Genomic DNA, 24,804 nt, shown 5'->3' on the forward strand with positions numbered 1-24,804 from the left:
ATGGATGGACCCGATGCACATACTCGTCCTCGGCGGTACGACGGAGGCCCGCCGCCTCGCGGAACTGCTGGTGGCCGCAGAGCCCGCCGCACGGGTGACCAGCTCCCTCGCCGGCCGGGTGAGCAGCCCGAGGCTCCCCCCGGGGGAGGTGCGCGTCGGCGGTTTCGGCGGAGCCGACGGACTGGCCGCGTGGCTGCGTACCCACGAGGTGGACGTACTCATCGACGCCACCCATCCTTTCGCCGAGACGATCAGTTTCAACGCGGCCGCCGCCGCCGCGCAGACCCATGTTCCCCTGCTGGCGCTCCGCCGGCCCGGCTGGACGGCGGCCGACGGCGACCGCTGGCACCCGGTCGGCTCACTGGCCGGGGCGGCACAGGCACTGCCCGCGCTGGGGGAGCGGGTCTTCCTGACCACCGGGCGGATGGGCCTGGCCGCGTTCGCCGCGCTGGACGCGCAGTGGTTCCTGACGCGGTCGGTCGACGCGCCCGAGGCCCCGCACCCGGCCCGGATGGAGGTCCTGCTGGAGCGCGGCCCCTTCACCCTGGACGGCGAGCGGGACCTGATCCGCCGCCACCGCATCGACGTCCTCGTCACCAAGGACAGCGGGGGAGCGGCCACCGCCCCGAAGCTGACCGCCGCCCGGGAAGCAGGCATTCCGGTGGTCGTGGTGCGGCGCCCGCCCGTGCCGGAGGGGGTGCCGGTGGCCGGCACCCCGGAAGCGGCGGCCGCCTGGCTGGCGGGTCACCGCCTCCGGAACTGAGCGGCCGGACCTCCGGACACGCCGCGGCGTGTCCGGAACCGGCGGCTCACATCTCCGGATACCGCCGCGGCGTCCAGACCACCTGCTCGCCGCCGGAGCCCCGCCGCACCCACCGCGTCTGCGAGGACCCGACCAGCAGGATGGTCCGCATGTCGACCTCCTCCGGCACCAGGTCGCCGAGCCGCACCGTGCGCACGCTCTCCGCCGGACCGCCCACGTCCCGCCCGAGCACCACCGGGGTGTCCGGCGAACGGTGCTCCAGCAGCAGGTCCTTGGCCTTGCCCACCTGCCAGGTCCGGCTGCGCGAGCCCGGGTTGTACAGCGCCAGCACCAGGTCCGCCGACACCGCCGCCCGCAGCCGCTCCGCGATGACCTCCCACGGCTTCAGCCGGTCCGACAGCGAGATCGTCGCGTAGTCGTGCCCCAGCGGCGCACCGGCCCGGGCGGCCGCCGCGTTGGCGGCCGTCACGCCCGGCAGGACCCGTACCGGAACCTCCGCGTACTCCTCCTGCGACGCGACCTCCAGGACCGCCGTCGCCATGGCGAACACCCCCGGGTCGCCGCCCGACACCACGGCCACCCGACGCCCGCGACGGGCCAGGTCCAGCGCGAACTCGGCGCGCTCCGACTCGACCTTGTTGTCGGAGCCGTGCCGCACCTGGCCCGGCCGCACCGGCACCCGGTCCAGATACGTCGTGTACCCGACCAGGTCGTCGGCGGCGGCCAGCGCGCCGCGCGTCTCGGGCGTCAGCCACAGCGGCCCGGCCGGGCCGGTGCCGACCACGACGACCTCGCCGTCACCCGCGCTGGGCTCCACCGGCTGCGCGGTGTGCGCCGAACCGATCCGGCTCGGCAGCACGGCGACCGCGAAGTAGGGCACCGAGCCGGCGTCCACGTCCGCCAGGTCGCCGGTGCGCTCGCCGTCCATGGTCGCGCGCTCGACGTAGCGGGCCTCGGCCAGCCGCCCCGACGCCTCGAACGCGCCGCGCACGGCCGGGAACGTGCGCCCCAGCTTCATCACCACCGCCGTGTCGGTGGCGGCGAGCCGTGCCGTCAGCTCCTCCTCGGGCAGCGTGCCCGGCAGGATCGTCAGCACCTCCTCGCCCTCCACGAGCGGGGTGCCCAGCCTGGCGGCGGCGGCGCTCACCGACGTGACCCCGGGGATCACCTCGGTGGGGAAGCGGTCCGCGAGCCGCTTGTGCATGTGCATGTACGAGCCGTAGAAGAGCGGGTCGCCCTCCGCGAGCACCGCGACGGTGCGCCCGGCCTCCAGGTGCGCGGCCAGCCGGGCCGCGGCCTGTTCGTAGAACTCCTCCATGGCCGCCCGGTAGCCGCCCGGGTGGTCGGTGGTCTCCGTGGTGACGGGGTAGACCAGCGGTTCCTCGATGTGGTCCGCGCGCAGGTGCTTCGCCGCGATGGACCGGGCGATCGACCGCCCGTGCCGGGCGCTGTGGTACGCCACCACGTCGGCCCCGGCGATGACCTCGACGGCGCGCACCGTCATCAGGGACGGATCGCCCGGGCCCAGCCCGACGCCGTACAGCCGTCCCGTGCTCTGCTCGCTCACGCTCACTCTTCCTCGCTGGCGATCGCGTTGAGGGCGGCGGCGGCGATCGCGCTGCCGCCGCGCCGGCCGCGCACGACCAGGTGCTCAAGACCGGAGGCGTGCGCCGCCAGGGCGTCCTTCGACTCGGCGGCGCCCACGAACCCGACCGGCACGCCGATGACGGCCGCCGGACGCGGCGCACCCGCCTCGATCATCTCCAGCAGCCGGAACAGCGAGGTCGGCGCGTTGCCGACGGCGACGACGGAGCCCTCCAGACGGTCCCGCCACAGCTCCATGGCGGCGGCACTGCGCGTCGTCCCCAGCTCCTTCGCCAGGTCCGGCACCGAGGGGTCCGACAGGGTGCACACCACGTCGTTGCCGGCGGGCAGCCGCTTGCGGGTGACCCCGCTGGCGACCATCTGCACGTCGCACAGGATCGGCGCACCGGCGCGCAGCGCGGCCCGGGCGTCGGCCACCACGTTCGGGCTGAAGCCGATGTCGCGCACGAGGTCGACCATGCCGCAGGCGTGGATCATGCGGACCGCGACCTGGCTGACGTCGGCGGGCAGGCCCGCCAGATCCGCCTCGGCGCGGATCGTGGCGAAGGACTGGCGGTAGATCGCCGGTCCGTCCTTCTCGTACTGGTGCACTGTGCTGTCGCTCTCTTCTGCGGACGGTCTGCGGACGGGCATGGGAAAAGACGGAGTACCGGGGTGGATCAGCCGCGGGCGGCGGCCACGGCGGCGGGCAGCGACCGGTCCGTGACCACGACGGGGGCGGTGCGGGACGCACCGCGCACGACGGACACCTCGTGCCCCTCGGCGGTGGCCACGACGTCGACCCGGTCGCCGTGCGGGTGCCCGCACCGGCGCGCGCAGCCCGACCAGTAGACAGGAAGCGTTCCCACGGGGCCCACGGCGGCCCCCGCCAGGGCCCGCACGTCGGACAGCGACTTCGCGCAGCCGGGCCGTCCGATGCACGCCCCGACGCCGCTCCAGGGCGAGCCGGGGCCGGTGACCAGCCCGGCGGCGCCCAGGGCGTCGAGCAGCGCGGCGGCCCGCCCGGGGGCGACCCCCGGCACGACGACCCCGCGCCACGGCGTCAGGCGCAGCGTGCCGTCGCCCTGGCTGCGCGCCGTGTCGGCCAGCAGCCGCCACTGTGCGGCGGCGACACGTCCCAGGGGCACCCCCACCGACAGTGCCGCCGCGCCGGGCGCACCCCCGGTGACGACGCCGAACCCGGGCGCGGCGGCCTCGCGCGGCCGTGCCGGAGCCCGGGTGCGGGCCGCACCCGCCAGGACCGCGCCCGGCGTCCGCGCAGGGGCGGCAGCCAGCTTCCGCGCCACCTGTGCCAGCAGCACGTCCGGGCCCGCCGGCAGCTCGGCGACCCGCCAGGTGCCCGCGTCCGGCGCACTGTCCAGAAAGGTTTCGGCAGCCACCAGGGCCGCACGGGCCGCCCACGCGCCCGGGACGCGCACCGCGTCGGCGGCAGCGCCGACACGCAGCAGCGCGTTCCCGTCACCCTGCGCGAGCAGCGTCACGTCCGCACCGAGCGCGTCCACGTCACCGCGCCCGTCGTCCAGCGCGAACAGGAACCGGCCGGACAGGGCGACGGCCCGCCCGCTCGCGCACAGGAGCGCGTCCAACTCCGCCAGCCACGGCCCCACATCGGCGTTCCCCCGGCCGTCCAGGCCCGACAGCGGCGACGCCACCAGGTTGCGCACCCGCTCGTGCCGCGCGGACGGCAGCAGCCCCGACTCGCCGAGCCGCCGCGCGAGTTCACCGCCGCAGTCGGCGGGCAGCGCACGCAGTTGCGCGTTGCCCCGGGAAGTGAGGTGAATGTCACCCTCGCCGAGCTCCCCGGCCAACTTCCCGAGCACGTCGGCCTGCTCCGCGGTCAGGACGCCGCCGGGCAGCCGCACCCGCGCCAGCGCCCCGTCGTCCGCGCGGTGCAGCCGCAGGGACCCGGGGCACGCGTCACCACGGGTGCGCGCGGAGTTCGCACCGGAGGCCGACGGCGAAGAGGGGGACGGGGGCATGGCGGCGAGCATACCGACCCGAGGCCGACTCCTGTTCGACCGCCGGGTGCCGGGGCCTTGACCGGTACGCCTAATATGCCTGGTGGCGGACCCTGCGGTCCGTCGCCGTCGCCCGCCAGGGCGGCAGTCGCCACCGAAAGGCGACAGGGGAGGAAGCCCGGTGCGATTCCGGCGCGGTCCCGCCACTGTGAGCCCGGCCCCAGGCCGGGCGAGTCAGGAACTCCCTTCCGTAGCTTCTCGACCTGGTTCGAGCAGTCCGAACACCGCCCGGGGCGTGGACACCCCGAGGAAGGCCCGACGCCGCATGATCCTGCTCCTGTCGACGTCCGACACCGACCTGCTCAGCGCCCGTTCCTCGGACGGACCGGTCAGCTACCGCTACGCCAACCCCTCCCGCCTCGACCTGGCGGACCTGCCCGCCCTCCTGGACGGCACCGACCTCGTCGTGGTGCGCCTCCTCGGCGGCGTCCGCGCCTGGCAGGAGGGTCTCGACCAGGTCCTCGCCACCGGCCGCCCCGTCGTCGTCCTCACCGGCGAACAGGCCCCCGACGCCCAGCTCATGGCCGCCTCCACCGTCCCCGTCGGCATCGCCGCCGAGGCGCACGCCTACCTGGCGCACGGCGGCCCCGCCAACCTGGAGCAGCTCGCCCGGTTCCTCTCCGACACCGTGCTGCTCACCGGCCACGGCTTCGAGTCGCCCGCGCCGGCGCCCTCCTGGGGCCCCCTGGAGCGCACCGCCCGCGAGGACGTCGAGGGCCCGACCGTCGCGGTGCTCTACTACCGCGCCCACCACATGAGCGGCAACACCGCCTTCATCGACGCCCTGTGCGGCGAGATCGAGGCGGCCGGGGCCCGCCCGCTGCCGCTGTACGTCGCGTCCCTGCGCACCCCGGAGCCGGAGCTCATCGAGGAGCTGCGCGCCGCCGACGCCATCGTCACCACCGTGCTCGCGGCCGGCGGCACCCGCCCCGCCGAGGCCTCCGCGGGCGGCGACGACGAGTCCTGGGACGCGGGCGCCCTCACCGGCCTCGACGTCCCGATCCTCCAGGCGCTGTGCCTCACCAGCCCGCGCGCCGCCTGGGAGGAGAACGACGAGGGCGTCTCCCCGCTGGACGCCGCCACCCAGATCGCCGTCCCCGAGTTCGACGGCCGCCTGATCACCGTTCCGTTCTCCTTCAAGGAGATCGACGAGGACGGCCTGCCGTCGTACGTCGCCGACCCCGAGCGCGCCGCCCGCGTCGCCGGGACCGCCGTGCGCCACGCCCGGCTGCGGCACATCCCCAACGCCGAGAAGAAGCTCGCGCTGGTCCTGTCCGCGTACCCGACCAAGCACTCCCGGATCGGCAACGCGGTCGGCCTCGACACCCCCGCCAGCGCGGTCGCCCTGCTGCGCCGCCTGAGGGAGGAGGGGTACGACTTCGGTACGCAGGAGATCCCCGGCCTGGTGTCCGGCGACGGCGACGAGCTGATCTACGCCCTCATCGAGGCCGGCGGCCACGACCAGGAGTGGCTCACCGAGGAGCAGCTCGCCCGCAACCCCGTGCGCATCCCGGCCGCCGACTACCGGCGCTGGTTCGCCACCCTGCCCGCCGAGCTGCGCGAGTCCGTGGAGCGGCACTGGGGCCCCGCCCCGGGCGAGATGTTCGTGGACCGGTCCGCCAACCCGGAGGGCGACATCGTGCTCGCCGCCCTGCGGTTCGGGAACCTCCTCGTCCTCATCCAGCCGCCGCGCGGCTTCGGCGAGAACCCGATCGCGATCTACCACGACCCGGACCTGCCGCCCTCGCACCACTACCTGGCCGCCTACCGCTGGATCGCCGCGTCCGCCGCCGACAACGGCTTCGGCGCCGACGCGATGGTCCACCTCGGCAAGCACGGCAACCTGGAGTGGCTGCCCGGCAAGAACGCGGGCCTGTCCGCCGCCTGCGGCCCCGACGCCGCCCTCGGCGACCTCCCCCTGATCTACCCGTTCCTGGTCAACGACCCGGGCGAGGGCACCCAGGCCAAGCGCCGGGTGCACGCCACCCTGATCGACCACCTGGTGCCGCCGATGGCCCGCGCCGACAGCTACGGCGACATCGCCCGCCTGGAACAACTCCTCGACGAGCACGCCCAGATCGCGGCCATGGACCCGGCGAAGCTGCCCGCGATCCGCGCCCAGATCTGGACGCTCATCCAGGCCGCGAAGCTCGACCACGACCTCGGCATCGAGAACCGGCCCGAGGACGAGGGCTTCGACGACTTCATCATGCATCTCGACGGCTGGCTCTGCGAGATCAAGGACGTCCAGATCCGCGACGGCCTGCACGTCCTCGGCGGCGCCCCCGCCGGGGAGGCCCGCGTCAACCTGGTCCTGGCGATCCTGCGCGCCCGCCAGATCTGGGGCGGCACGGCGTCGCTGCCCGGCCTGCGCGAGGCCCTCGGTCTGGACGAGTCGGCGGCGAAGCGCACCGACGCGGACACGGTCGAGGAGCAGGCCCGCGGCCTGGTCCAGGCCATGGAGGACGCGGACTGGGCCCCGGAGGCCGTGGCGGGCGTCGCCGAGGGACACCCGGCCGCCGTCGCCGACATCCTCGACTTCGCCGCCCGCGAGGTCGTGCCGCGCCTGGCCGCCACCACCGACGAACTCACCCACGCCGTCCACGGGCTGAACGGCGGCTTCGTCCCGGCGGGCCCCTCCGGCTCCCCGCTGCGCGGCCTGGTCAACGTCCTGCCGACCGGCCGCAACTTCTACTCCGTCGACCCCAAGGCCGTGCCCTCCAAGCTGGCCTGGGAGACCGGCCAGGCCCTCGCGGACTCCCTCCTCCAGCGCTACCGGGCCGACAACGGCGAATGGCCGACCTCCGTGGGCCTGTCCCTCTGGGGCACCAGCGCCATGCGCACCGCCGGCGACGACATCGCCGAAGCCTTCGCGCTGCTGGGCATACGCCCCGTCTGGGACGACGCCTCGCGCCGCGTCACCGGCCTGGAGGCCATCCCCGCCGAGGAGCTGGGCCGCCCCCGCGTCGACGTCACCCTGCGCATCTCGGGCTTCTTCCGCGACGCGTTCCCGCACACCATCGGCCTGCTGGACGACGCGGTGCGCCTCGCCGCCTCGCTGGACGAGCCGGCCGAGGTCAACTACGTACGGGCGCACACCCAGGCCGACCTCGCCGAGCACGGTGACGAACGCCGCGCCACCACCCGCATCTTCGGCTCCCGCCCGGGAACGTACGGCGCGGGCCTGCTCCAGCTCATCGACTCCCGCGACTGGCGCACCGACGCCGACCTCGCCGAGGTCTACACGGTCTGGGGCGGCTACGCCTACGGCCGCGAGCTCGACGGGCGTCCGGCGCGCGAGGAGATGGAGACGGCGTACAAGCGCATCGAGGTCGCGGCGAAGAACACCGACACCCGCGAGCACGACATCGCCGACTCGGACGACTACTTCCAGTACCACGGCGGCATGGTCGCCACCGTGCGCGCCCTCAAGGGCAAGGCCCCCGAGGCGTACATCGGCGACTCCACCCGCCCGGAGACGGTCCGCACCCGCACCCTGGTCGAGGAGACCTCGCGGGTCTTCCGCGCCCGCGTCGTCAACCCCAAGTGGATCGAGGCGATGCGCCGCCACGGCTACAAGGGCGCCTTCGAGCTCGCCGCCACCGTCGACTACCTCTTCGGGTACGACGCGACGACCGGCGTGGTCGCCGACTGGATGTACGACAAGCTCACCGAGACGTACGTCCTGGACCCGACCAACCGCGAGTTCCTGAAGCAGGCCAACCCGTGGGCGCTGCACGGCATCGCGGAGCGGCTTCTGGAGGCCGAGTCGCGGGGCATGTGGGCCAAGCCGGACCCGGCGGTTCTGGACGCGCTCCGGCAGGCGTACCTGGAGACCGAGGGCGACCTGGAGGACAAGGACTAGCCCTCGCTCCTCCTTTCTCCCCACCCGACGGGGGGGCGACCGCATCTCCGGTCGCCCCTTCTCAAACACCGGCCCCCTCCACCACCGCTCCGCGTGCCTCACAGCCCCCCGTCGCCCCCGTCCCCTTGCGCGTCGCAGCCCCTCCCTTACGCCCCGCTCCCTTGGGCGACGGGGCCGCCCCAAGGGGGCGGAACGGGCGGGCAAGGGGGCGGCCCCTCCCGCTCCCGGCCCACCCGGGTGCCGCCCCCACGCAAGCGCCTGTACCGGGCAAGGGACTCCGCCAGGGCCGTGAGCTCAGCCCCGGCACCGGGCCAGGCAGCCCCGCTCGGCTCGGGCAGGAGAGGCCCCGGACCCGCCCCTCCACCTAAAGCGCTCGCCGCGCGGCTGCCCCCGGTTTACTGCAGATGCGTCGTGGCTGGGCGCGCAGTTCCCCGCGCCCCTGACGGGGCGCCACTCGCGGCGGGAGCCGGGCGGGCAGGCCACCGTGCCCCCGGTGGCGCCCCCTTCCCACTCACCGGGAAGGAGCTGGTGCGCCCCGCCCGCCCCGATGGAAGGCTCCCGTCCGTGCCGGGCCGCACCCGCCGCCGCCCCCACGGATCCGAGGAGATACCGCACGTGAGTGAGAACACCCCCGCCCCCGACACGGACGTCGTCGTCGTCGGAGCCGGCGTCACCGGCCTCTACACCGTCCACCGGCTCCGCACCCTGGGCCACCGGGTGCGCGGCTTCGACCGCGCCGCTGACGTCGGCGGCGTGTGGTACTGGAACCGCTACCCGGGCGCCCGCTGCGACGTCGAGTCCTTCGACTACTCGTACTCCTTCGACGAGGACCTCCAGCAGGAGTGGGACTGGAGCGAGAAGTACGCCACCCAGCCCGAGATCATGCGCTACCTGCACCACGTCGCCGACCGTTTCTCGCTCCGCGACGCCTACACCTTCGAAACGTCCGTGCGGAGCGCGGAGTTGGACGAGGACACCCTCACCTGGACGGTGCGCACCGACACGGGCGAGACCGTCACCAGCCGCTTCGTCGTGTTCGCGGTCGGCTGCCTCTCCAGCGCCCAGCGCCCGGACATCCCCGGTCTCGACTCCTTCGCCGGGCCCTCGTACCACACCGGCGAATGGCCGCACGAGGGCGTCGACTTCACCGGGCTGCGCGTCGGCGTCGTCGGCACCGGGTCCTCCGGCATCCAGTCGATACCGGAAATAGCCGCCCAGGCACGGCAGTTGACGGTGTTTCAGCGCAGCCCCAACTACTCCGTCCCGGCCGGCAACGAGCCCCTCGACGACGCCCGGCGCCGGCAGGTCAAGGCCTGCTACGCCGAGCGGCGCAGGCTCGCCCGGCTCAGCGGCGGCGGCTCGCCCTTCACCACGTACCCGAAGAAGACCTTCGAGGTCGGCGAGGAGGAGCGGCGCGCCGCCTACGAGAAGCGCTGGCAGCTCGGCGGCGTCCTGTACTCCAAGACCTTCCCCGACCAGCTCGTCGACCGTGCCGCCAACGACGCCGCCCGCGCCTTCTGGGAGGAGAAGGTCCGCGCCCGCGTCGACGACCCGGCCGTCGCGGAACTGCTCGTCCCGGGCGACCACCCCATCGGCGCGAAGCGGATCGTCACCGATTCCGGCTACTTCGAGACGTACAACCAGCCCCACGTCCGCCTCGTCAGCCTGCGGTCCCGTCCGATCGAGCGCGTCGACGCGACCGGTGTGGTCCTCGCCGACGGCGAGCACATCGCCCTCGACGCCCTCGTCCACGCCACCGGCTTCGACGCGATGACCGGCTCCGTGGACCGGATCGAGGTGCGGGGAAGGGGCGGCCGCACCCTCAAGGAGGCATGGGCGGCCGGCCCGCGCACCTACCTCGGCCTCGGCACCGACGGCTTCCCCAACTTCTTCAACCTCACCGGCCCCGGCAGCCCCAGCGTCATGGTCAACGTGGTCCTCGCCGGCGAGCAGCACGGCGACTGGCTCGCCGACCTCCTGGCGTACATGGAGGCACACGGCCACCGTGCCGTCGAGGCCGCTCCCGACGCCGTCGAGGACTGGGTCCGCGAATGCCGGGACCGGGCCGGGGCGACCCTCCTCATGGAGGCCGACTCCTGGTACCTCGGCGCCAACATCCCAGGGAAGCCCCGGGTGTTCATGCCGTACGTCGGGGGCTTCAAGGTCTACCAGGAGATCATCGACGCGGTCGCGGCCGGCGGCTACAAGGGGTTCCGGTTCAGCTGAGCCGGGCGGGCGCGGAGGGGGCACGGCCGCCGCCGCGTCACCTCCGCGCGTCGCCTCACCCGTGCAGCGCCCGCCGCAGCGCCGCGAAGGCCTCCGTGCGTGCCGTCAGTGCCCGGGGCAGCGCTCCCGCCATCGACAGGAACCCGTGGAACATCCCGGGCAGGTGCGCCAGCGTCACGTCCACCCCCGCGCCCGCCAGCGCGTGCGCGTACGCCCACGCGTCGTCGCACAGCGGGTCCAGACCCGCCGTCACCAGTTGCGCCGGCGGCAGCCCCGACAGGTCGGCGCGGTGCAGCGGGGCGGCGTACGGGTCGGTGCGGTCCGCCGGGCGGGGCAGGTAGCAGTCCCAGTACCAGCGCAGGTGGTCGGCGGTGAGGAAGTAGCCCCGCGCGTGGCGACGGTGCGAGTCGCCGCGCCGCTGCGGGTCGAGCATCGGGTAGTACAGCGCCTGGCAGACCAGCTCCGGACCGCCCCGGTCGAGCGCGGTCAGCGCCATGACGGCCGCCAGGTTGGCGCCCGCGCTGTCCCCGGCGACCGCGATCCGCCGGCCCGCGTAGCGCCGCGCCGTCCACCGCAGCGCGGTCCAGCAGTCGTCGGGCGCGGCGGGAAAGGGGTGCTCCGGCGCGAGGCGGTAGTCGACCGAGACCACCACCGCCCCGGTCCGCACCGCCATCGCCCGGCAGAACCCGTCGTGCGAGTCGAGCCCGCACACGCAGAAGCCGCCGCCGTGCGCGAAGACCACCACGGGGGTCTCCGCCGCGCCGTCCGTCGGGTCGTACACCCGCACCCGGACCCCGTCGGCGTCCTCGTCGGCGACGTGTGCCACCTCGATGCCGGAGGGCGGGGGAGCGGGCCGCGCGGCGAGGAAGGCGCGGACCTCCGCGATGTCGGTCACCCCGGTGCCCAGGGCGGGGAAGTTCGCGGTCGCCAGCTCGATCAGCCGGCGTACCTCGGCAGTGGGTTCCACGGTCGTCGTCACACCTTCTCCGTCGGGGGCTCCCGGCGTTCCGCCAGGGCCCGCAGCTCGTTCTTGAGGACCTTGCCCGCGGCGTTGCGCGGCAGGGCGTCCACCGCCACGAACCGGCGGGGCACCTTGAAGTTGGCGAGCCGCTCGCGCGTCCACGCCGTGAGTTCCGCCGCATCCGGGAGGTCGCCGTCCGCGACGACGAACGCCACCCCGACCTCGCCGAGCCGGGCGTCCGCGGCGCCCACCACCGCCGCGTCGGACACCGCCGGATGCGTGCGCAGGGTGTTCTCCACCTCGGCGGGGTACGCGTTGAACCCGCCGACGACGTACATGTCCTTCAGCCGGTCGGTCAGCGCCAGGAAGCCGTCCTCGTCCAGGACGCCCACGTCCCCGGTGTGCAGCCAGCCGTCCGCGTCGATCGCCTCCGCCGTGGCCCGCGGATCGTCCAGGTACCCCTGGGTGACGTGGTAGCCGCGCGTGACGACCTCGCCCTGGCAGCCGGACGGCAGCGGTGTGCCGTCCGGGGCCACGACGCGCAGCTCGACGCCCTCGATCGGTCTGCCCACGCTGCGTGCCAGCGTCTCGGCGGGGGAGTCGACCGGGCAGATCGTCACGACGCCCGTCGACTCGGTCAGCCCGTACGCGGCGAACACGTCGCGGGCGCCGAGGACCGTGCGCACGTCGTCGATCAGGCCGGCGGGGATGTTCGCGGCCCCCGTGCCCGCCAGCCGCAGCGAGGAGAGGTCGTACGCGGCGCGGCGCGGGTGGGTGATCAGCCCGTGGAAGATCGCCGGGGCGCCCGCCAGGACGCTGACGCGCTCCTCGGCGACCCGGCGCAGCGCCCGGTCCCCGTCGTACACCTCCTCGGGGACGACGGTCGCCCCGCGCAGCAGGCAGGCCACGACGCCCGCCTTGTAGCCGAAGGTGTGGAAGAAGGGGCTGATGAGGAGGTAGCGGTCGCCCTCGCGCAGGGTGACGGCCTCGGCCCAGGCGTCGAAGACCCGCACCGTCTGGTGGTGGGTGGTCAGCACGCCCTTGGGGCGACCGGTGGTGCCGGAGGTGTACTGGATGTCGGAGAGGTCCCCGGGGCGCACGGCGGCGGCCCGCGCGGCCCGCACCTCCTCCGGGACGGCCTCGCCCGCCGCCAGATAGGCCTCCCAGCTCGTGGCGCCGTCGGCGGAGCCGGGGTCCGCGCCGCGCAGGACGACCGTGCTGCGTAGCGCGCCCAGGTCCTCGCCGGACTCCCGCAGCATGGCGACGTAGTCCGTGCCGAGGAAGCCGCGCTCGGTGAAGAGGACCGTGCACCCGCTGCGACGCACGATGTCGGCCGCCTCCGCCGCCCGGTAGCGGGTGTTGAGCGGGACCAGGACCGCGCCGACGGACACCGCCCCGAGCGCCGCCACCACCCAGGTGCGGCTGTTGGGCGCCCAGAGCGCGAACCGGTCGCCCGGCTCGATGCCGTGGGCGATCGCGGCCCGCGCGGCGGCCCGGATGCGGTCCCGCAGCGTGGTGAAGGTCCAGCGGACCTCGTCGTCGACGAGCGCCTCGCGCGCCCCGAAGGAGCGGGCGGCGACGTCGGGCAGGTCGGCGAGGGTCGTCGCGGCGGAGTACGCGACGGGCGGGGCGGGGCGGGAGGGGGCGGTGGGCATGAAGCCTCCGGCGTGCGGGAGAGGAAAACGGGTGCGGAGCGGGAGCCGTGCGAGGGGACGTGGGAAGAGGGTGGGGGGCGGTGCCGGTGGCCATGACACCGGCCGGAACCAGCCACCGGCCAGAGCCGGTTCCCGCTGAGCGGGAGCATGCGCGCGAGGACGCCGAAGACGCCGAAGACGCCACGGACGCCCCGGGGGAGGGACGGGCAGGCCACGGCCCCGCGCCCGGCCGCAGTGCGGACCACAGTGCGGACCGCGGCGCTGGTCACAGCGCGTCGCCCCGCGTCTCCCGCAGCCGCCACGCGGCCAGCAGCGACGTCAGGACGCAGCCGCCCGCGAGCAGCACCAGCGGTGTGCTGCCCGGGAAGGACGCGTGCAGCGAGCTCGCCGCCAGCGGGACGAGCCCCGATCCGACCAGCGCGGACAGCTGATAGCCCAGCGAGGCCCCCGTGTACCGCACCCCCGTCGCGAACAGCTCCGAGAGCATCGGCGCCAGCGGCGCGTACATGGCGTGCTGCACCACCATCACCGAGGCCATCCCGAGCACCAGCAGCCCCGGCTCGCCGGAATCCACCAGGACGTACACCGGTTTGACCGCCACCAGTCCGAGCACGGCCGCCCCCAGGACGACCCGCCGCCTGCCCAGCCGGTCGGAGAGGGCGGCGAAGGCGGGGATGGTGAACAGGCCGGTCACCGAGACGACCAGCAGCCCGTTCATCACCTCGCCGACCGAGTAACCGATGCCGGTCGCGTACGTCAGCATGTACGTCGTGACCAGACCGGTCAGCGCGAACGGGCCCAGCCCCACGGCCGCCGCCAGCAGCGCCGTGCGCGGCTGCCCCAGCACCGTCAGCAGCGGCATCCGCGGCGGCGGCCCGGCCTGTGCCGCCTTCGCCGCGGCCTCGCGGAACAGCGGGCTCTCGGTGACCTTGAGCCGGGTGTAGAGACCCACCGCCATCAGCACCACGCTGAACAGGAAGGGGACGCGCCAGCCCCACGCCATGAACTGCCCCGGCGTGAGCAGGGAGTTGGCCGCGGCGACCACGCCCGCCGACAGCAGGAAGCCCAGCGAGGTGCCGGACTGCATCACTCCGCTCCACGCGCCCCGGCGGCCGGGCGCCGCGTGCTCGACGACCATCAGCGTCGCGCCGCCCCACTCGCCGCCGATGGCCAGCCCCTGCACGACGCGCAGCAGCACGAGCAGCACCGGGGCGGCGATGCCGATCGCCCGGTAGTCGGGCAGCAGCCCGATCAGGGCGCTGGCCGCGCCCATCAGGACCATCGTCAGCACCAGCATCTTCTTGCGGCCCAGCCGGTCGCCGAAGTGCCCGAAGACGATCCCGCCCAGCGGACGGGCCAGATAGCCCGCGGCGAAGGTGCCGAACGCGGCGACGGTGCCTGCCGCGACGCTGGCCCCGGGGAAGAAGGCGGTGCCGAAGACGAGGGCCGCGACGGTTCCGTACAGCAGGAAGTCGTAGTACTCCACCACGGTGCCGAGCAGGCTGGAGAAGGCCACGCGGCGCATCTGCGCGGCGTCGGCGGCGGCCCCTCCGGCGGGAGGGGCGCCCGTGGGGACGGGGAAGGCCGGCATGACGCTCCTGTGGGAGTGGGCGGTGCGGAGGGAAGAGAAGGGAGGGGCGGACGCGGGCGGCACGGCCCCTCGCGTGGAAGGGCGGGGCACGGGCGGCGCGCCCCTCGCGTGGGGACGATTGTGCGGGCGGCGGGCCGCCGCGCCACCGCTCGTCCGGACGGTTTCCCACTCAGCGGGAGCCCGGCCCGAAGTCGCCCGCGCACGGCGGGACATGCCGCGCGCGGCGGCGCCGCGAAACCGGATGACGACGGACGGGGAGGGGTAGCGGGATCGAGCCGGGGTAGGGAGCCCCGCACCACCGCCCCGGCCCCGGCCCGGCACGCGCCGCGAAGCCAGGGGCGGGGCACCGGTACCTTCCACAGGTCCACGGACCATACTGGTCGGGCCCCGACTCCTCACAGAACGACTCCATGGCGAAGAACAGCAGCACCTCGACCACCGTCCCCGACACCGCATGGCTGGGGCGCGGGCGCCACCTCGGGCCCGAGCCCGAGCAGGACGTCCGGCGCAACCTGATCGCCCTCAAGGCGGCCGGGGTGCTCGACGACTTCCTGGACCTCGACCCCGTCGAGGCGGCCCGCTCCACCGTCCTGCACCCGCGGGACGAGTCCGCCGACCCCGGCCCCACGGCCCGCCGCCTCTTCGAGGCCCGCTGGCGGGTCGGCGACGGCGACATCACCGTGCGCGCCCAGCTCGTCACGTACGACCCCGACGGCCGCCGCAAGGAGGGCGCGGGCGTCACCTGGGTGCTCGCCGCCGAGGCCGAGGACGTGTGGGACGTGTACTGGCCGTCGCCCGCGACGATGTTCTGGCCGGACAGCGACCGCGTCCCCTGGGACCACGACACGGCCGCCGACGTGCGCCTGCGCGAGGCGAACCACCTGCCCAAGGACGACGACGACCTGCGCCACCTGCTGCGCGACTGCGCCCGGCAGAGCTGGTACGTCCACCTCCTCGTGCACGAGGCCATGACGCCGGACGCGCTGGGGCAGCGCCCGCTCACCGGACATCTGCCGCCGAGCCTGCGCCACCGGGTGATCGAGCACCGGGCGACCCCCGAGCAGGCGCAGATCGCCGACTTCGCCGTCAAACGGGAGCTGGACGTACGGCTGCCGCGCGGCGGGGCCGTCGTGCTGCCCACCTCGCCGCCCGACGCCGCCTACACGGCGGAGGACTTCACGGTGAGCACCGTCTTCCTCGACGGCTCGATCCCCACCGAACTCCTGGAGCGGATCGGCGCGTTCGCCGCCCTCCCGCAGCCGATGTCCGCCGACGCCGAGACCGCCCTGAACCGGCTGCGCCGGGGCTGGCACCTGCTCACCCCGGACGAGGAACTCGTCCACGCCCAGCGCATGGCCGTCATGTACGCCGAGGCGCTCGACGCGATGACCACGTCCCGCGACCGCTACCAGGAGGCGGCCGAGGCGGCGCACGCGGCCCTCGCCGAGGCGACCGGCGGCACCGTCCTGCCCCGTCCGGCGGCCCCCGACGCACCCGCCTCACCGCTGGGCGCCCTCACCAAGGCCTTCGGCCGCTTCCGGGGGGCGGGCAAGTAGACCCGCCGGGCCCGCCCGGACCCGCCGGGGGAGGAGCGGCCGCGCCCGACGGCGGTTTCCGCGACCGGGGTGCGGGCAGGGTGGCCACAGGCCGTACGTCCGGCCGGACGAGAGGCCGTTCGAAAGTCCAAGTGGGCCGACCGCAGGGGGAGTTCGTGGAGCCACGGCAGCACGGGAGCGCGCGGACACCGGCCCCGGCGGCGTCCGCGGTGCTGCCGTCGGCACTGCGCGGCCGGCTCGGGGCGGTCGCGGTCCTGGCCGCGCTCGTGGTCGCCGCGCTCGGTGCGGCGTACGCCGGGGACAGCGAGCCGAGCGCGGTGGACGGCCGGCTCGTCGACCCGAGAGCGGACAGCGTCGGACCGCCCTGGCGCGGTGTCGCCCTGGCCGCGGACTTCCTGGGGGAGCCCCTGGGGGCGGCCGTCCTGGTGGTGGCCGCCGTGGCGGCGTGCCTGCTGATGCGGCGGCCGCGCGCGGCGGTGCTCGTGGTGGCGGGCGCGGCCGTCGCCGTGGGGGCGGCGAAAGCGCTCAAGTACGTGGTGGGACGCACCATCCACGGGGACGGCAATCTGTCCTACCCCAGTGGGCACACCGCCTTCCTCACCGCGTTCGCGCTGGTCCTGGCGCTGCTCGCGGCGGGCCGGTGGGGGCTGGGGAGAGCGGCCGGGACGCTGCTGGTGCTCGCCGCGTCCCTGCTCGCCGGCGGGGTCATGGGGTGGGCACAGGCCGCGCTCAGCGCGCACTACCCGACCGACGCCGTCGGCGGCTGGTGCACCGCGCTCGCGGTGGTGCCGGCGACGGCCCGGCTGGTCGACCGGGTGGCCGACGCCGGCCGGGGCGGACGCGCCTGACGGTCACGCCCGGCTGCGGAACACCGGCCGCACCGGCCGTCCGCCCGTCCAGGGCGTGGGATCACCCGCGTCCAGCGCCTTGCGGTACACCGTGCACGCCCCGGCCACCGCCTCGACCGTGCGGTCGACGTCCGCGTCGGTGAGCGCGCTGCTCACCACGAAGGACGGCGCCAGCACCCCGTTCGCGAGGAGATGGCGCAGGAACAGCGTGCGGTACTCCTGCGAGGGCCGCCCCCGCTCGTCCAGGGTGGCGAAGACCAGGTTGCTGGCCCGGCCCCGCACGACGACGTGGCCGCCGACGCCCGCGCCGGCCGCCGCCGCCCGCACCCCGGCCGCCAACCGGTCCCCGATCGCGTGCAGTCGGGCCGTGACGCCCTCCTCGGTGTACGTGCTCTGCACGGCCATCGCGGCGGCCAGGGCGTGCGTCTCCGCCCCGTGCGTGGTCGACAGCAGGAACACCCGCTCGCCCGCGTGCCGCAGCCCGCCCCGCTCCATCAGCTCGCGCCGCCCCGCCAGCGCGGACACCGCGAACCCGTTGCCCAGCGCCTTGCCGAAGGTGGAGAGGTCGGGCACCACCCCGTACAGGCCCTGCGCGCCCGCCTCGGACCAGCGCAACCCGGTGATCATCTCGTCGAAGACCAGCACGCAGCCGTGCCGGTCGGCCAGCGCGCGCAGCCCCTCCAGATATCCGGGGGCGGGCTCGCCGGGCTCCAGGACCAGGCAGGCGACCTCACCGGCGTACCGGGTGAGCAGGTCCTCGGTGGCGGCCAGGTCCCCGTACGGGAAGGACACCGTCAGCTCGGCGACCGCCGCCGGAATCCCGGCGGACATCGGCGTCGTCGCGACGAACCAGTCGTCGGCGGAGAAGAACGGGTGGTCGCCGCAGACCGCCACCCGCGCGCGCCCGGTGACGGCGCGCGCCAGGCGCACCGCGGCGGTGGTGACGTCCGAGCCGTTCTTGGCGAACTTCACCATCTCGGCCGTCGGCACCGTCGCCAGGAAGCGTTCCGCCGCCCGGGCCTCGACGACCGACGGGCGGGCGAAGCTGACGCCCCGGTCGATCTCCCGGTGCACCGCCTCGTTCACCCGCGGATGGGCGTGGCCGAGGCTGACCGAGCGCAGCCCGGACCCGTACTCGACGTACCGGTTGCCGTCCACGTCCCACACGTGCGCGCCCCGGCCGTGGCTGATGACCGGGGCCAGGTTCTCGGGGTACTGGTCACAGCCCTTGGCGTACGTGTGCGCGCCGCCCGGCACCAGGGCGTGCAGCCGCTCGTTCGCCGCCCGCGACCGGGGCAGGCCGAACTCCTCGACGTCCACCTCAGGCACCTCCCCGTACCTGCTTCAGCGCCTCGGCGAGGCTCGGCGCCTCCCGGTCCCGCGCGGACAGCAGCGCGGGCGGCAGCGGCCACGCGATGGCGAGTTCCGGGTCGTCGAAGGCGATCGTCACGTCCTCGGCCGGGTCGTGCGGCCTGTCGATGCGGTAGGAGGTGTCGGCGGTCTCCGTCAGCGCCTGGAAGCCGTGCGCGCAGCCCGCCGGGACGTAGAGGGTGCGCTGGGTGGCGTCGGACAGCTCGAAGCAGGCCCGGCCCCGGTACGTGGGGGAGCCGGGCCGCAGGTCCACGACGACGTCGAAGATCCTCCCGTACGAGCACCGCACCAGCTTCGCCTCGCCCCGGCCGGCCCGCAGGTGCAGTCCGCGCAGTACGCCCCGGGCCGAGCGGGACACGCTGTCCTGGACGAAGGCGTGCGGGTCCAGGCCCACCGAGCGGATCACCTCCACGTCGAAGGTGCGGCAGAAGAAGCCGCGTGCGTCGACGTGCGGCGTCGGGTCGAAGAGGAACGCCCCGTCGATCTCGGCCACTTCGGTCACTTTCACGGAGTCTCCCGCGGTTCGTCGGGGGCGGCCGCTGGGAACAGGGCCCTGGACAAGTCGGCGAAGGCCGAACGGAGTTGCTGCCGCACCTCGCCCAGGTGTTCGGCAAGGGTCTGTCGTACGTCCGCCGCGTCCTTCTCCAACGCGCGGAACCGCGCGAGCAGTTGCTCCGCGTCGACCTCGCGTGCCGGGTGGCGGTGGTCGCCCACTCCCATCCGGTCCATGAGCGCGTCGCTCTTCGCCGCGTAGCTGAGCGCGAGCGTCGGGGTGGCGGTCCGCAGCGCGCAGACGAGGTTGTGGTAGCGGGTGGCCACCACGCTCCCGGCGGCCGCCGTCTCCGCCATCAGATCGGTCAGACAAGCGGCCTCGGACACGCTGACCAGCGGCGAGTCCACCGCGTCGAGGATCGCGGCGGCCACCGGCGCGTCGCAGGCGTCACCGGTGAGCAGCCGCACCCGCCTGCCGTCCTCGACCAGCGCCCGTACGAAACCAGTCGTCCCGTCGAGATACCGCCGGTGGATCTCCTCGGCCCTGGGCCGGTCGTCGTTGCCGCCGTGGAAGTCCATGACCCCCACGCACACCGGCCCCGGGCCCGCCCCGGCTTCCGGCGCGGGCAGCGCGAACGCGAGGTCCGGGTGGACCCGGTCGCCCGAGGTGTCGACGCCCATCTCCCGCAGGGCGTCCCGGGACAGGTCGTCCCGGTACGAGCGGTACGCCGCCAGCCGCCCCGACCACCGCACCAGGGCCCGCGTCGCCCGGTCCCTGACCGGCGCCGCGCCGACCCCGACCAGCGCGACCGGCGTCCGCAGCACCCGCCCGCTCGCGCAGAGCAGGAACAGCGCGTACGGGAAGCCCCACGGCCGCAGCGGCAGCGTCGCCTCCAGCACGCCCATGCCCGGCACGATCACCGCGTCGTGCCGCCGCACCCAGGCGGCGGTGCGCACCGCGTCGACGGCCTTGCCCAGCGCCTTGCCCGCGATCGCGCCCGCCCGGGACGCCGTGCGGTACTCGCCCCGGTACCAGTGCAGCCGGGTCGCCGCGATCCCGTACCGGGCCGTGACGGTCTCGGGGCCGCCGCACAGGGCGTCCACGACCACGTCCGGGTGCTCGGCGCGCAGGTACCGGAGCACGGCCTCCAGGGACCCGTCGTTGCCGAGGTTCCCCGAGCCGAGCAGCCCGAACACCCCCACCCGCACCGGGGGCCCGTCCGCTCGGGCGGGCAGCACGCGCAGCCGTGCGGAGGTCACGTCCGCCGCCCCTCGCGCCCGGCGACCAGCGCGTCCACCGACACCGCGAGCAGCTCCGGATCGACCGGCGTCCGGTCCTCCACCCGTTCCCCGGCGCCCGGCCTGGCCCGGCTCGCCGCCCACTCGGCCAGGGCCAGGTAGCAGGCGCGCCGGTCCGCCGAGGACAGCGGGGCCCGCCGGATCGCCGAGACGAAGCCCCCGACGTACTCGGCCAGCAGCCGCGGCGTCGGATGCAGCGGACCCGCCCGGCGCGGGTCCAGGTTGACGCACCGGGAGCGCTTGGAGGGGTTCGCCCGCTCGGCCCGCGTGGGGTGGTCGCGGCGGAAGTACAGCAGCTCGGGCACCTGGTGGAAGCGCCCGTGCAGCCCGATCTCGGCGACGAAGGTGCGGTCCGCGTGGTGGTAGCTATCGTGCGGCTTCACCCGGCGCAGCACGTCGGCGCGCAGCACCCCGTAGAAGTCGTCGCCGCCGGGCTCGAAGAGCATGCTGCGGAAGCGGACCGGGGCGCGCGGCGAGTCGGTGGCGAGGGTGTACGCGTACGGGACCTTCACCCGGCCCTGCTCGTCGATGACGGCCTGGTCGGCATGGGCGAGGACCACGTCGGGGTGCTCGTCCAGCGCCGCCACGCAGCGCTCCAGCAGGGTCCGCGCGTACAGGTCGTCGTGCGAGGCCCACTTGAAGAGTTCGCCGCGGCACCGGGTGAAGACGTAGTTGTGGTTCGGGGCGGCGCCGACGTTCCTCGGCAGCCGGAGGTACCGGATGCGGGAGTCCTTCTCCGCGTACCGGCGGCAGATGTCCTGGGTGGCGTCGGTCGACGCGTTGTCGGAGACGACCAGCTCGAAGTCCTCGTAGGTCTGGCCGAGCAGGGCCTCCAGGGACTCCGCGAGGTACTCCTCGCCGTTGTGGACGGGAAGGCCGATGCTGAGCCGGGGACGATCGGTCATGCTGTCCTCACTTCGCGGGAACGAGACATCAGGAACCTCACCGGTTACGGCAAGGGGTTCGCGGGGCGGGGGAACGGTGGCCGGTGGCGCAGCGCGGAGCGCAGCTCCAGCCACCACACGCCCGAGCTGACGACGGTGGCGGCGGCGACCCCCCACGCCGATCCGAGGGCGCCGCCTGCCGCCGCCCCGCCGAGCCCGCCCCCGACGTAGCAGACGGAGGCGAACAACTGGCAGCGCAGGCTGCGCCGGGCGGCCGCGAGCGCCCGCAGCCCGGCCGCCGCCCCGGTGCCCAGCCCCGCCCCCGCCACCCCGACGGCCGCCGGCACGACGAGCTGCGCGGCGGCCGCCCAGACCCCGCCCAGCAGCAGCTCGCCGGCCCGGTCCGGCACCAGCAGCAGCGCCGCCCCCCACAGCAGCGCGGCGAGCGCCTGCCCGCCGCCGAGCAGGAAGCAGAACCGGGCCAGCCGGTGCGGGGCCCGCCGCAGCACCCGCGCCGCCTCCGCGACGGTGACCAGCGAGAGCCCCATCAGCACGGCGAGGAACGGGCCGAGCAGCAGCTCCGCGCCCCGCACCGCGCCCACCGCGCCCACCCCGGCGATCGCGCCCAGCCCGTACGCCCGGAGCTGGGCGGCCCCGCTGAGGCTGACGTTCTCCACCAGGTAGCGCAGGCCCAGGTCGCGCTGCTCGCGCAGCCACCCCGGCGCCCGGGCGGGCCGGGGAGGCGTCCCGCACTGGAGGCAGCCGTAGCCGGCGGCCACCGCCGCGGACGCCCCCCAGGCCAGCACGAAGGCCGCCACGGTGCCCACCCGGGCGGCGGCCAGCAGTGCGGGCACGAGGGCGAGACCCCACACGAGGTCGTTGACGAACGCCTTGCGCCCGGCGCCCGCCGCGAAGAACGCGAACCGCCACGCGTCCTGGAGCAGCAGCCCCGGCAGGACCACCCCCAGGCACACGAACGCGGACCCCACCGGCCCCCCGAGCCCCAGCCCGGCCGGCACCGACACCGCGCCCAGCACGGTGCCGACGCCGAGCGCGGCCCCCGAAGCGCGGCCGGCCGCCGCCCGCCAGACGCCCTCCGCCACCCCGCTGAAACGCACCACGAGGGGGTCGGTGGCCAGCCCGCGCGCGACGTTGAGCACCACGCCGTACGTCAGCCAGGCCAGGCTGAACACGCCGAACGCGCCCAGCCCGAGCGAGCGCGCGACATACAGGCCCACCGCGAAGTTGGTCAGGCTGGAGGCCGCCTGGTCGGCGAGCCCCCAGGTCAGCCGCCCGGCCGTCGCCCGCCGCCCGGCCGAACGCACCGGCCCCGTCGGCCCCGCCGTCTTCTCCTCCTCGGTGGTCACCCGGTTCACGCCTTGATCAGCCCGGCGCCGCGCAGCGCGTCGGCCGCCGCGCCGACGGTGTCGAAGGGCAGCCCCGAGCGCTCGGCGACGTCGAGGAGGCTGTGCGTGCCGTCGGACATGCTGAGCACCCACAGCATGGCGAGCTGGGCCTCCTTGGCGTCACTGCGCCCGCCGAGCGGGTCGTAGAGACCCCGCCGCCCCAACTGGGGCTCCCCATAAGGGCTTTGATTGACATAGCGCCGGTTGCGGTCGAGCACCGCGAACGCCTCGCGGCAGACGGCGAGGGTGTCGGCCATCGCGTCCGGGGTCACGAAGTCCGGGTCGTCGGCCGAGGTGTGGTACTCGGGATACCCGGCGTACGGCGTCCGGGTGAGCGAGCCCACCCCGAGGTCGAACCCGGGGGAGCAGTACTGCCGCTCGTCGTACCCGTACGGAGTGAACTCCTTGATGGTGTGCGGGCGCCCTGAGGTCTCCAGGACGTGCCGCATCACCCGGTCGATCTCCGCGTCGCCGCGCCGGCTCTTCTTGTACGTCACGGCGCCCCGGTCGCCCGCACACGCCAGGACGAGCCCGTGCCGGACGCGCTCGACCCGGTTGCGGGCCAGCCAGGTGATCGCCCCGACGGTGCCGGGCGCGTAGAGGAACCGGTAGGTGTGGTACGGCTGTCGCTCCGCCAGCTCCCGGGCCAGGAACGTGGCCACCGCGATGCCGGCCAGGTTGTCGTTGGCCAGCGAGGGATGGCAGGTGTGGCAGGAGACCAGCACCTCGTCGGCGACCCGTCCGGGCACCACGTGCTCGGCGTAGGTGAGGTGCCCGTCGGCCAGGGTCGAGTCGACGCACACCTCGTAGTCGCCGTCCGGCAGCGCGTCCAAGGTCTCCTGCGCCAGGCAGAACCCCCAGCGCGGGGCGTAGTAACTGGTGCGGTAGGGCACCAGGCGGGGCTGGTCCGGCAGGGTGTGCAGGTGCTCGCGCAGCTCCGCCAGCGGCATGGTCCGGTGCACCGGCACGCTGTAGCCGAGCACGTGCAGGCTGGACGCGGCGAAGTCCACCACCCGCCGCCCCGCGCCGTCGGCGATGTACGCGTCCCGGATGTTCCACTCCTGCGGCACCGTCCAGTCCAGCACCTGGGTCCCCGTGGGCACCTCGCGCACCTGGAGCGGCAGGTACTCGCCGACGATGTCCAGGGTGGCGCGCACCCCGTCGCCGGTGATGCTGCGGCACAGCGGGTACAGCCGCCGCACCAGCGCGTGCATCTCCTCGCCCGCCGCCGCCCCCGTCATCCGCGCCACCGCAGCGTGTCGTCGACCGTGCCGGCCCCGGACGCCGCACGCAGCACGGCCAGCCGGGTGAAACGCTGCTCGAAGCCCTCCTGGGTCAGGCCGAACCTCCGGTAGGCGTCGGCGAGTTCGTCGGCGCCCCGGCGCACCGTCCACACGCACTCGAAGCCGGGAACAGCCGCCCGGAAGCGGGAGAAGTCCACCCGGTAGGAGCGCGGATCGGCCCCGTGCTCCCCGGTGACCACCACCTTCGCCCCGGACACCGCGTCGGCGACCTGTTCGGCGATCTCGCTGACCCGGACGTTGTTGACCTCGGTGCCGATGTTGAACGCCCGGTCGTGCACCCTCTCCCGCGGCGCGGTCAGCGCGGCCGTGAAGGCGCGGGCGATGTCGGCGGCGTGCACCAGCGGCCGCCACGGGGTGCCGTCGGACAGCACCAGCACCTCGCCGGACAGCAGGGCGTGGCCCACCAGGTTGTTCAGCACGATGTCGGCGCGCAGCCGGGGCGAGAACCCGAACGCGGTCGCGTTGCGCAGGTGCACCGGGCTGAAGTCGGCGTCGGCCAGCGCGTGCAGATCGTCCTCCACGCGCACCTTGGACTCCGCGTACGGGGTCACCGGGCGCAGCGGGGCGTCCTCGGCCACCAGCTCGTCACCGCCACTGGCCCCGTACACCGAACAGGTCGACGCGTACAGGAAGCGCCGCACGCCCGCGTCCCGGGCCAGCTTCGCCAGCCGCACGGACGCGTGGTGATTGATGGCGTAGGTCAGTTCCGGCGCCAGCGAGCCCAGCGGGTCGTTGGACAGCGCGGCGAGGTGGATCACCGCGTCCACCCCGGCCAGGTGCCCGGCGGTGACGTCCCGCAGGTCCACCCGGTGCCCCGCCGGGTCGTCGGGCGCGGGGCCCAGCACGCAGTCGGCGAAGAGCCCGGAGTCGAGGCCCACGACCTCGTGCCCGGCGGCGGCGAGCACCGGGGCCATCACGGTGCCCAGGTAGCCCTGGTGTCCGGTGAGCAGTACGCGCATG

General features: G+C 74.9%; 18 protein-coding genes and 1 riboswitch. Of the genes, 5 read left to right on the plus strand and 13 right to left on the minus strand.

From position 1 onward, the window contains the following. Positions 1-13: 13 nt before the first annotated feature. The gene (locus ACIP93_RS23800; RefSeq protein WP_401761508.1) at positions 14-763 is read left to right on the plus strand and encodes a cobalt-precorrin-6A reductase; all 750 of its coding nucleotides are present in this window, start codon (positions 14-16) and stop codon (positions 761-763) included. A gap of 46 nt (positions 764-809) precedes the next feature. On the opposite strand, the gene ACIP93_RS23805 is transcribed toward ACIP93_RS23800, so the two are convergent. From ACIP93_RS23805 to cobG, 3 genes are all read right to left on the minus strand, one after another. Then, on the minus strand, positions 810-2,336 hold the full coding sequence (locus tag ACIP93_RS23805) for a precorrin-2 C(20)-methyltransferase (RefSeq protein ID WP_401761509.1): 1,527 nt from the start codon (positions 2,334-2,336) through the stop codon (positions 810-812). Then, positions 2,333-2,959, minus strand: coding sequence for a precorrin-8X methylmutase (locus tag ACIP93_RS23810; RefSeq protein WP_345226743.1), 627 nt, complete (start codon positions 2,957-2,959; stop codon positions 2,333-2,335). Before ACIP93_RS23810 ends, ACIP93_RS23805 begins: the two co-directional genes overlap by 4 nt. A gap of 68 nt (positions 2,960-3,027) precedes the next feature. Further along, positions 3,028-4,359 carry a precorrin-3B synthase gene (gene cobG, locus ACIP93_RS23815; RefSeq protein ID WP_401761511.1) on the minus strand — a complete coding sequence of 444 codons (1,332 nt, stop codon included), beginning with the start codon at positions 4,357-4,359 and terminating at the stop codon, positions 3,028-3,030. A gap of 95 nt (positions 4,360-4,454) precedes the next feature. Next, positions 4,455-4,591, plus strand: a riboswitch (cobalamin riboswitch). Positions 4,592-4,651: 60 nt separating this feature from the next. Here cobG and cobN point away from each other — a divergent pair. Both cobN and ACIP93_RS23825 read left to right on the plus strand, forming a co-directional pair. Beyond that, on the plus strand, positions 4,652-8,251 hold the full coding sequence (cobN, locus tag ACIP93_RS23820; protein WP_401761513.1) for a cobaltochelatase subunit CobN: 3,600 nt from the start codon (positions 4,652-4,654) through the stop codon (positions 8,249-8,251). Positions 8,252-8,866: 615 nt separating this feature from the next. After that, positions 8,867-10,477, plus strand: a complete 1,611-nt coding sequence (locus ACIP93_RS23825) for a flavin-containing monooxygenase (RefSeq protein ID WP_401761515.1) — start codon at positions 8,867-8,869, stop codon at positions 10,475-10,477. Positions 10,478-10,532: 55 nt separating this feature from the next. Here ACIP93_RS23825 and ACIP93_RS23830 read toward each other — a convergent pair whose 3' ends face one another. From ACIP93_RS23830 to ACIP93_RS23840, 3 genes are all read right to left on the minus strand, one after another. After that, positions 10,533-11,456 (minus strand): alpha/beta hydrolase, encoded by a 924-nt coding sequence (locus tag ACIP93_RS23830; RefSeq protein WP_401761517.1) that lies wholly within the window; start codon positions 11,454-11,456, stop codon positions 10,533-10,535. Further along, complete coding sequence (locus ACIP93_RS23835; protein WP_401761518.1) at positions 11,453-13,093, minus strand: FadD3 family acyl-CoA ligase; 1,641 nt, start codon at positions 13,091-13,093, stop codon at positions 11,453-11,455. Before ACIP93_RS23835 ends, ACIP93_RS23830 begins: the two co-directional genes overlap by 4 nt. A 265-nt stretch (positions 13,094-13,358) precedes the next feature. After that, entirely contained in the window at positions 13,359-14,684 is a 1,326-nt protein-coding gene (locus ACIP93_RS23840; RefSeq protein ID WP_401761520.1) for an MFS transporter, read from the minus strand. A gap of 410 nt (positions 14,685-15,094) precedes the next feature. On the opposite strand from ACIP93_RS23840, the gene ACIP93_RS23845 reads away from it, so the two are divergent. Then, a complete protein-coding gene (locus ACIP93_RS23845; RefSeq protein ID WP_401761522.1) occupies positions 15,095-16,240 on the plus strand; it encodes a hypothetical protein in 1,146 nt (381 codons plus the stop codon). A gap of 155 nt (positions 16,241-16,395) precedes the next feature. Further along, complete coding sequence (locus ACIP93_RS23850) at positions 16,396-17,088, plus strand: phosphatase PAP2 family protein (RefSeq protein WP_345225990.1); 693 nt, start codon at positions 16,396-16,398, stop codon at positions 17,086-17,088. A gap of 3 nt (positions 17,089-17,091) precedes the next feature. Here ACIP93_RS23850 and ACIP93_RS23855 read toward each other — a convergent pair whose 3' ends face one another. Genes ACIP93_RS23855 through ACIP93_RS23885 form a run of 7 tightly spaced genes read right to left on the minus strand, consistent with a single transcriptional unit; the run spans position 17,092 to position 24,803 of the window. Beyond that, positions 17,092-18,408, minus strand: a complete 1,317-nt coding sequence (locus ACIP93_RS23855) for a glutamate-1-semialdehyde 2,1-aminomutase (RefSeq protein WP_401761746.1) — start codon at positions 18,406-18,408, stop codon at positions 17,092-17,094. A 1-nt stretch (position 18,409) separates the two neighbouring features. Further along, complete coding sequence (gene rfbC, locus ACIP93_RS23860; RefSeq protein ID WP_401761524.1) at positions 18,410-18,967, minus strand: dTDP-4-dehydrorhamnose 3,5-epimerase; 558 nt, start codon at positions 18,965-18,967, stop codon at positions 18,410-18,412. Beyond that, on the minus strand, positions 18,964-20,211 hold the full coding sequence (locus ACIP93_RS23865) for a polysaccharide pyruvyl transferase family protein (protein WP_401761526.1): 1,248 nt from the start codon (positions 20,209-20,211) through the stop codon (positions 18,964-18,966). Before ACIP93_RS23865 ends, rfbC begins: the two co-directional genes overlap by 4 nt. Beyond that, a complete protein-coding gene (locus tag ACIP93_RS23870; RefSeq protein ID WP_345225997.1) occupies positions 20,208-21,155 on the minus strand; it encodes a glycosyltransferase family 2 protein in 948 nt (315 codons plus the stop codon). Before ACIP93_RS23870 ends, ACIP93_RS23865 begins: the two co-directional genes overlap by 4 nt. A gap of 44 nt (positions 21,156-21,199) precedes the next feature. Beyond that, the gene (locus tag ACIP93_RS23875) at positions 21,200-22,501 is read right to left on the minus strand and encodes a hypothetical protein (protein WP_401761528.1); all 1,302 of its coding nucleotides are present in this window, start codon (positions 22,499-22,501) and stop codon (positions 21,200-21,202) included. Positions 22,502-22,506: 5 nt separating this feature from the next. Beyond that, the gene (locus tag ACIP93_RS23880; protein WP_380837517.1) at positions 22,507-23,781 is read right to left on the minus strand and encodes a DUF4910 domain-containing protein; all 1,275 of its coding nucleotides are present in this window, start codon (positions 23,779-23,781) and stop codon (positions 22,507-22,509) included. Next, complete coding sequence (locus ACIP93_RS23885) at positions 23,778-24,803, minus strand: NAD-dependent epimerase/dehydratase family protein (protein ID WP_401761531.1); 1,026 nt, start codon at positions 24,801-24,803, stop codon at positions 23,778-23,780. The genes ACIP93_RS23880 and ACIP93_RS23885 overlap by 4 nt, the downstream gene beginning before the upstream one ends. Position 24,804: the final 1 nt, after the last annotated feature.

The organism is Streptomyces sp. NPDC088745 (genome assembly GCF_044751045.1).
GTDB classification, from domain to species: domain Bacteria; phylum Actinomycetota; class Actinomycetes; order Streptomycetales; family Streptomycetaceae; genus Streptomyces; species Streptomyces cremeus.

What these genes read in the sequence shown, in the direction of transcription:
- cobN (WP_401761513.1), top strand. Translation starts at nt 4,652, where the DNA reads ATGATCCTGCTCCTGTCGACGTCCGACACCGACCTGCTCAGCGCCCGT.
- ACIP93_RS23835 (WP_401761518.1), bottom strand. Translation starts at nt 13,093, where the DNA reads ATGCCCACCGCCCCCTCCCGCCCCGCCCCGCCCGTCGCGTACTCCGCC.
- cobG (WP_401761511.1), bottom strand. Translation starts at nt 4,359, where the DNA reads ATGCTCGCCGCCATGCCCCCGTCCCCCTCTTCGCCGTCGGCCTCCGGT.
- ACIP93_RS23845 (WP_401761522.1), top strand. Translation starts at nt 15,095, where the DNA reads ATGGCGAAGAACAGCAGCACCTCGACCACCGTCCCCGACACCGCATGG.
- ACIP93_RS23885 (WP_401761531.1), bottom strand. Translation starts at nt 24,803, where the DNA reads ATGCGCGTACTGCTCACCGGACACCAGGGCTACCTGGGCACCGTGATG.
- ACIP93_RS23880 (WP_380837517.1), bottom strand. Translation starts at nt 23,781, where the DNA reads ATGACGGGGGCGGCGGCGGGCGAGGAGATGCACGCGCTGGTGCGGCGG.
- ACIP93_RS23870 (WP_345225997.1), bottom strand. Translation starts at nt 21,155, where the DNA reads ATGACCGATCGTCCCCGGCTCAGCATCGGCCTTCCCGTCCACAACGGC.
- ACIP93_RS23800 (WP_401761508.1), top strand. Translation starts at nt 14, where the DNA reads ATGCACATACTCGTCCTCGGCGGTACGACGGAGGCCCGCCGCCTCGCG.
- ACIP93_RS23840 (WP_401761520.1), bottom strand. Translation starts at nt 14,684, where the DNA reads ATGCCGGCCTTCCCCGTCCCCACGGGCGCCCCTCCCGCCGGAGGGGCC.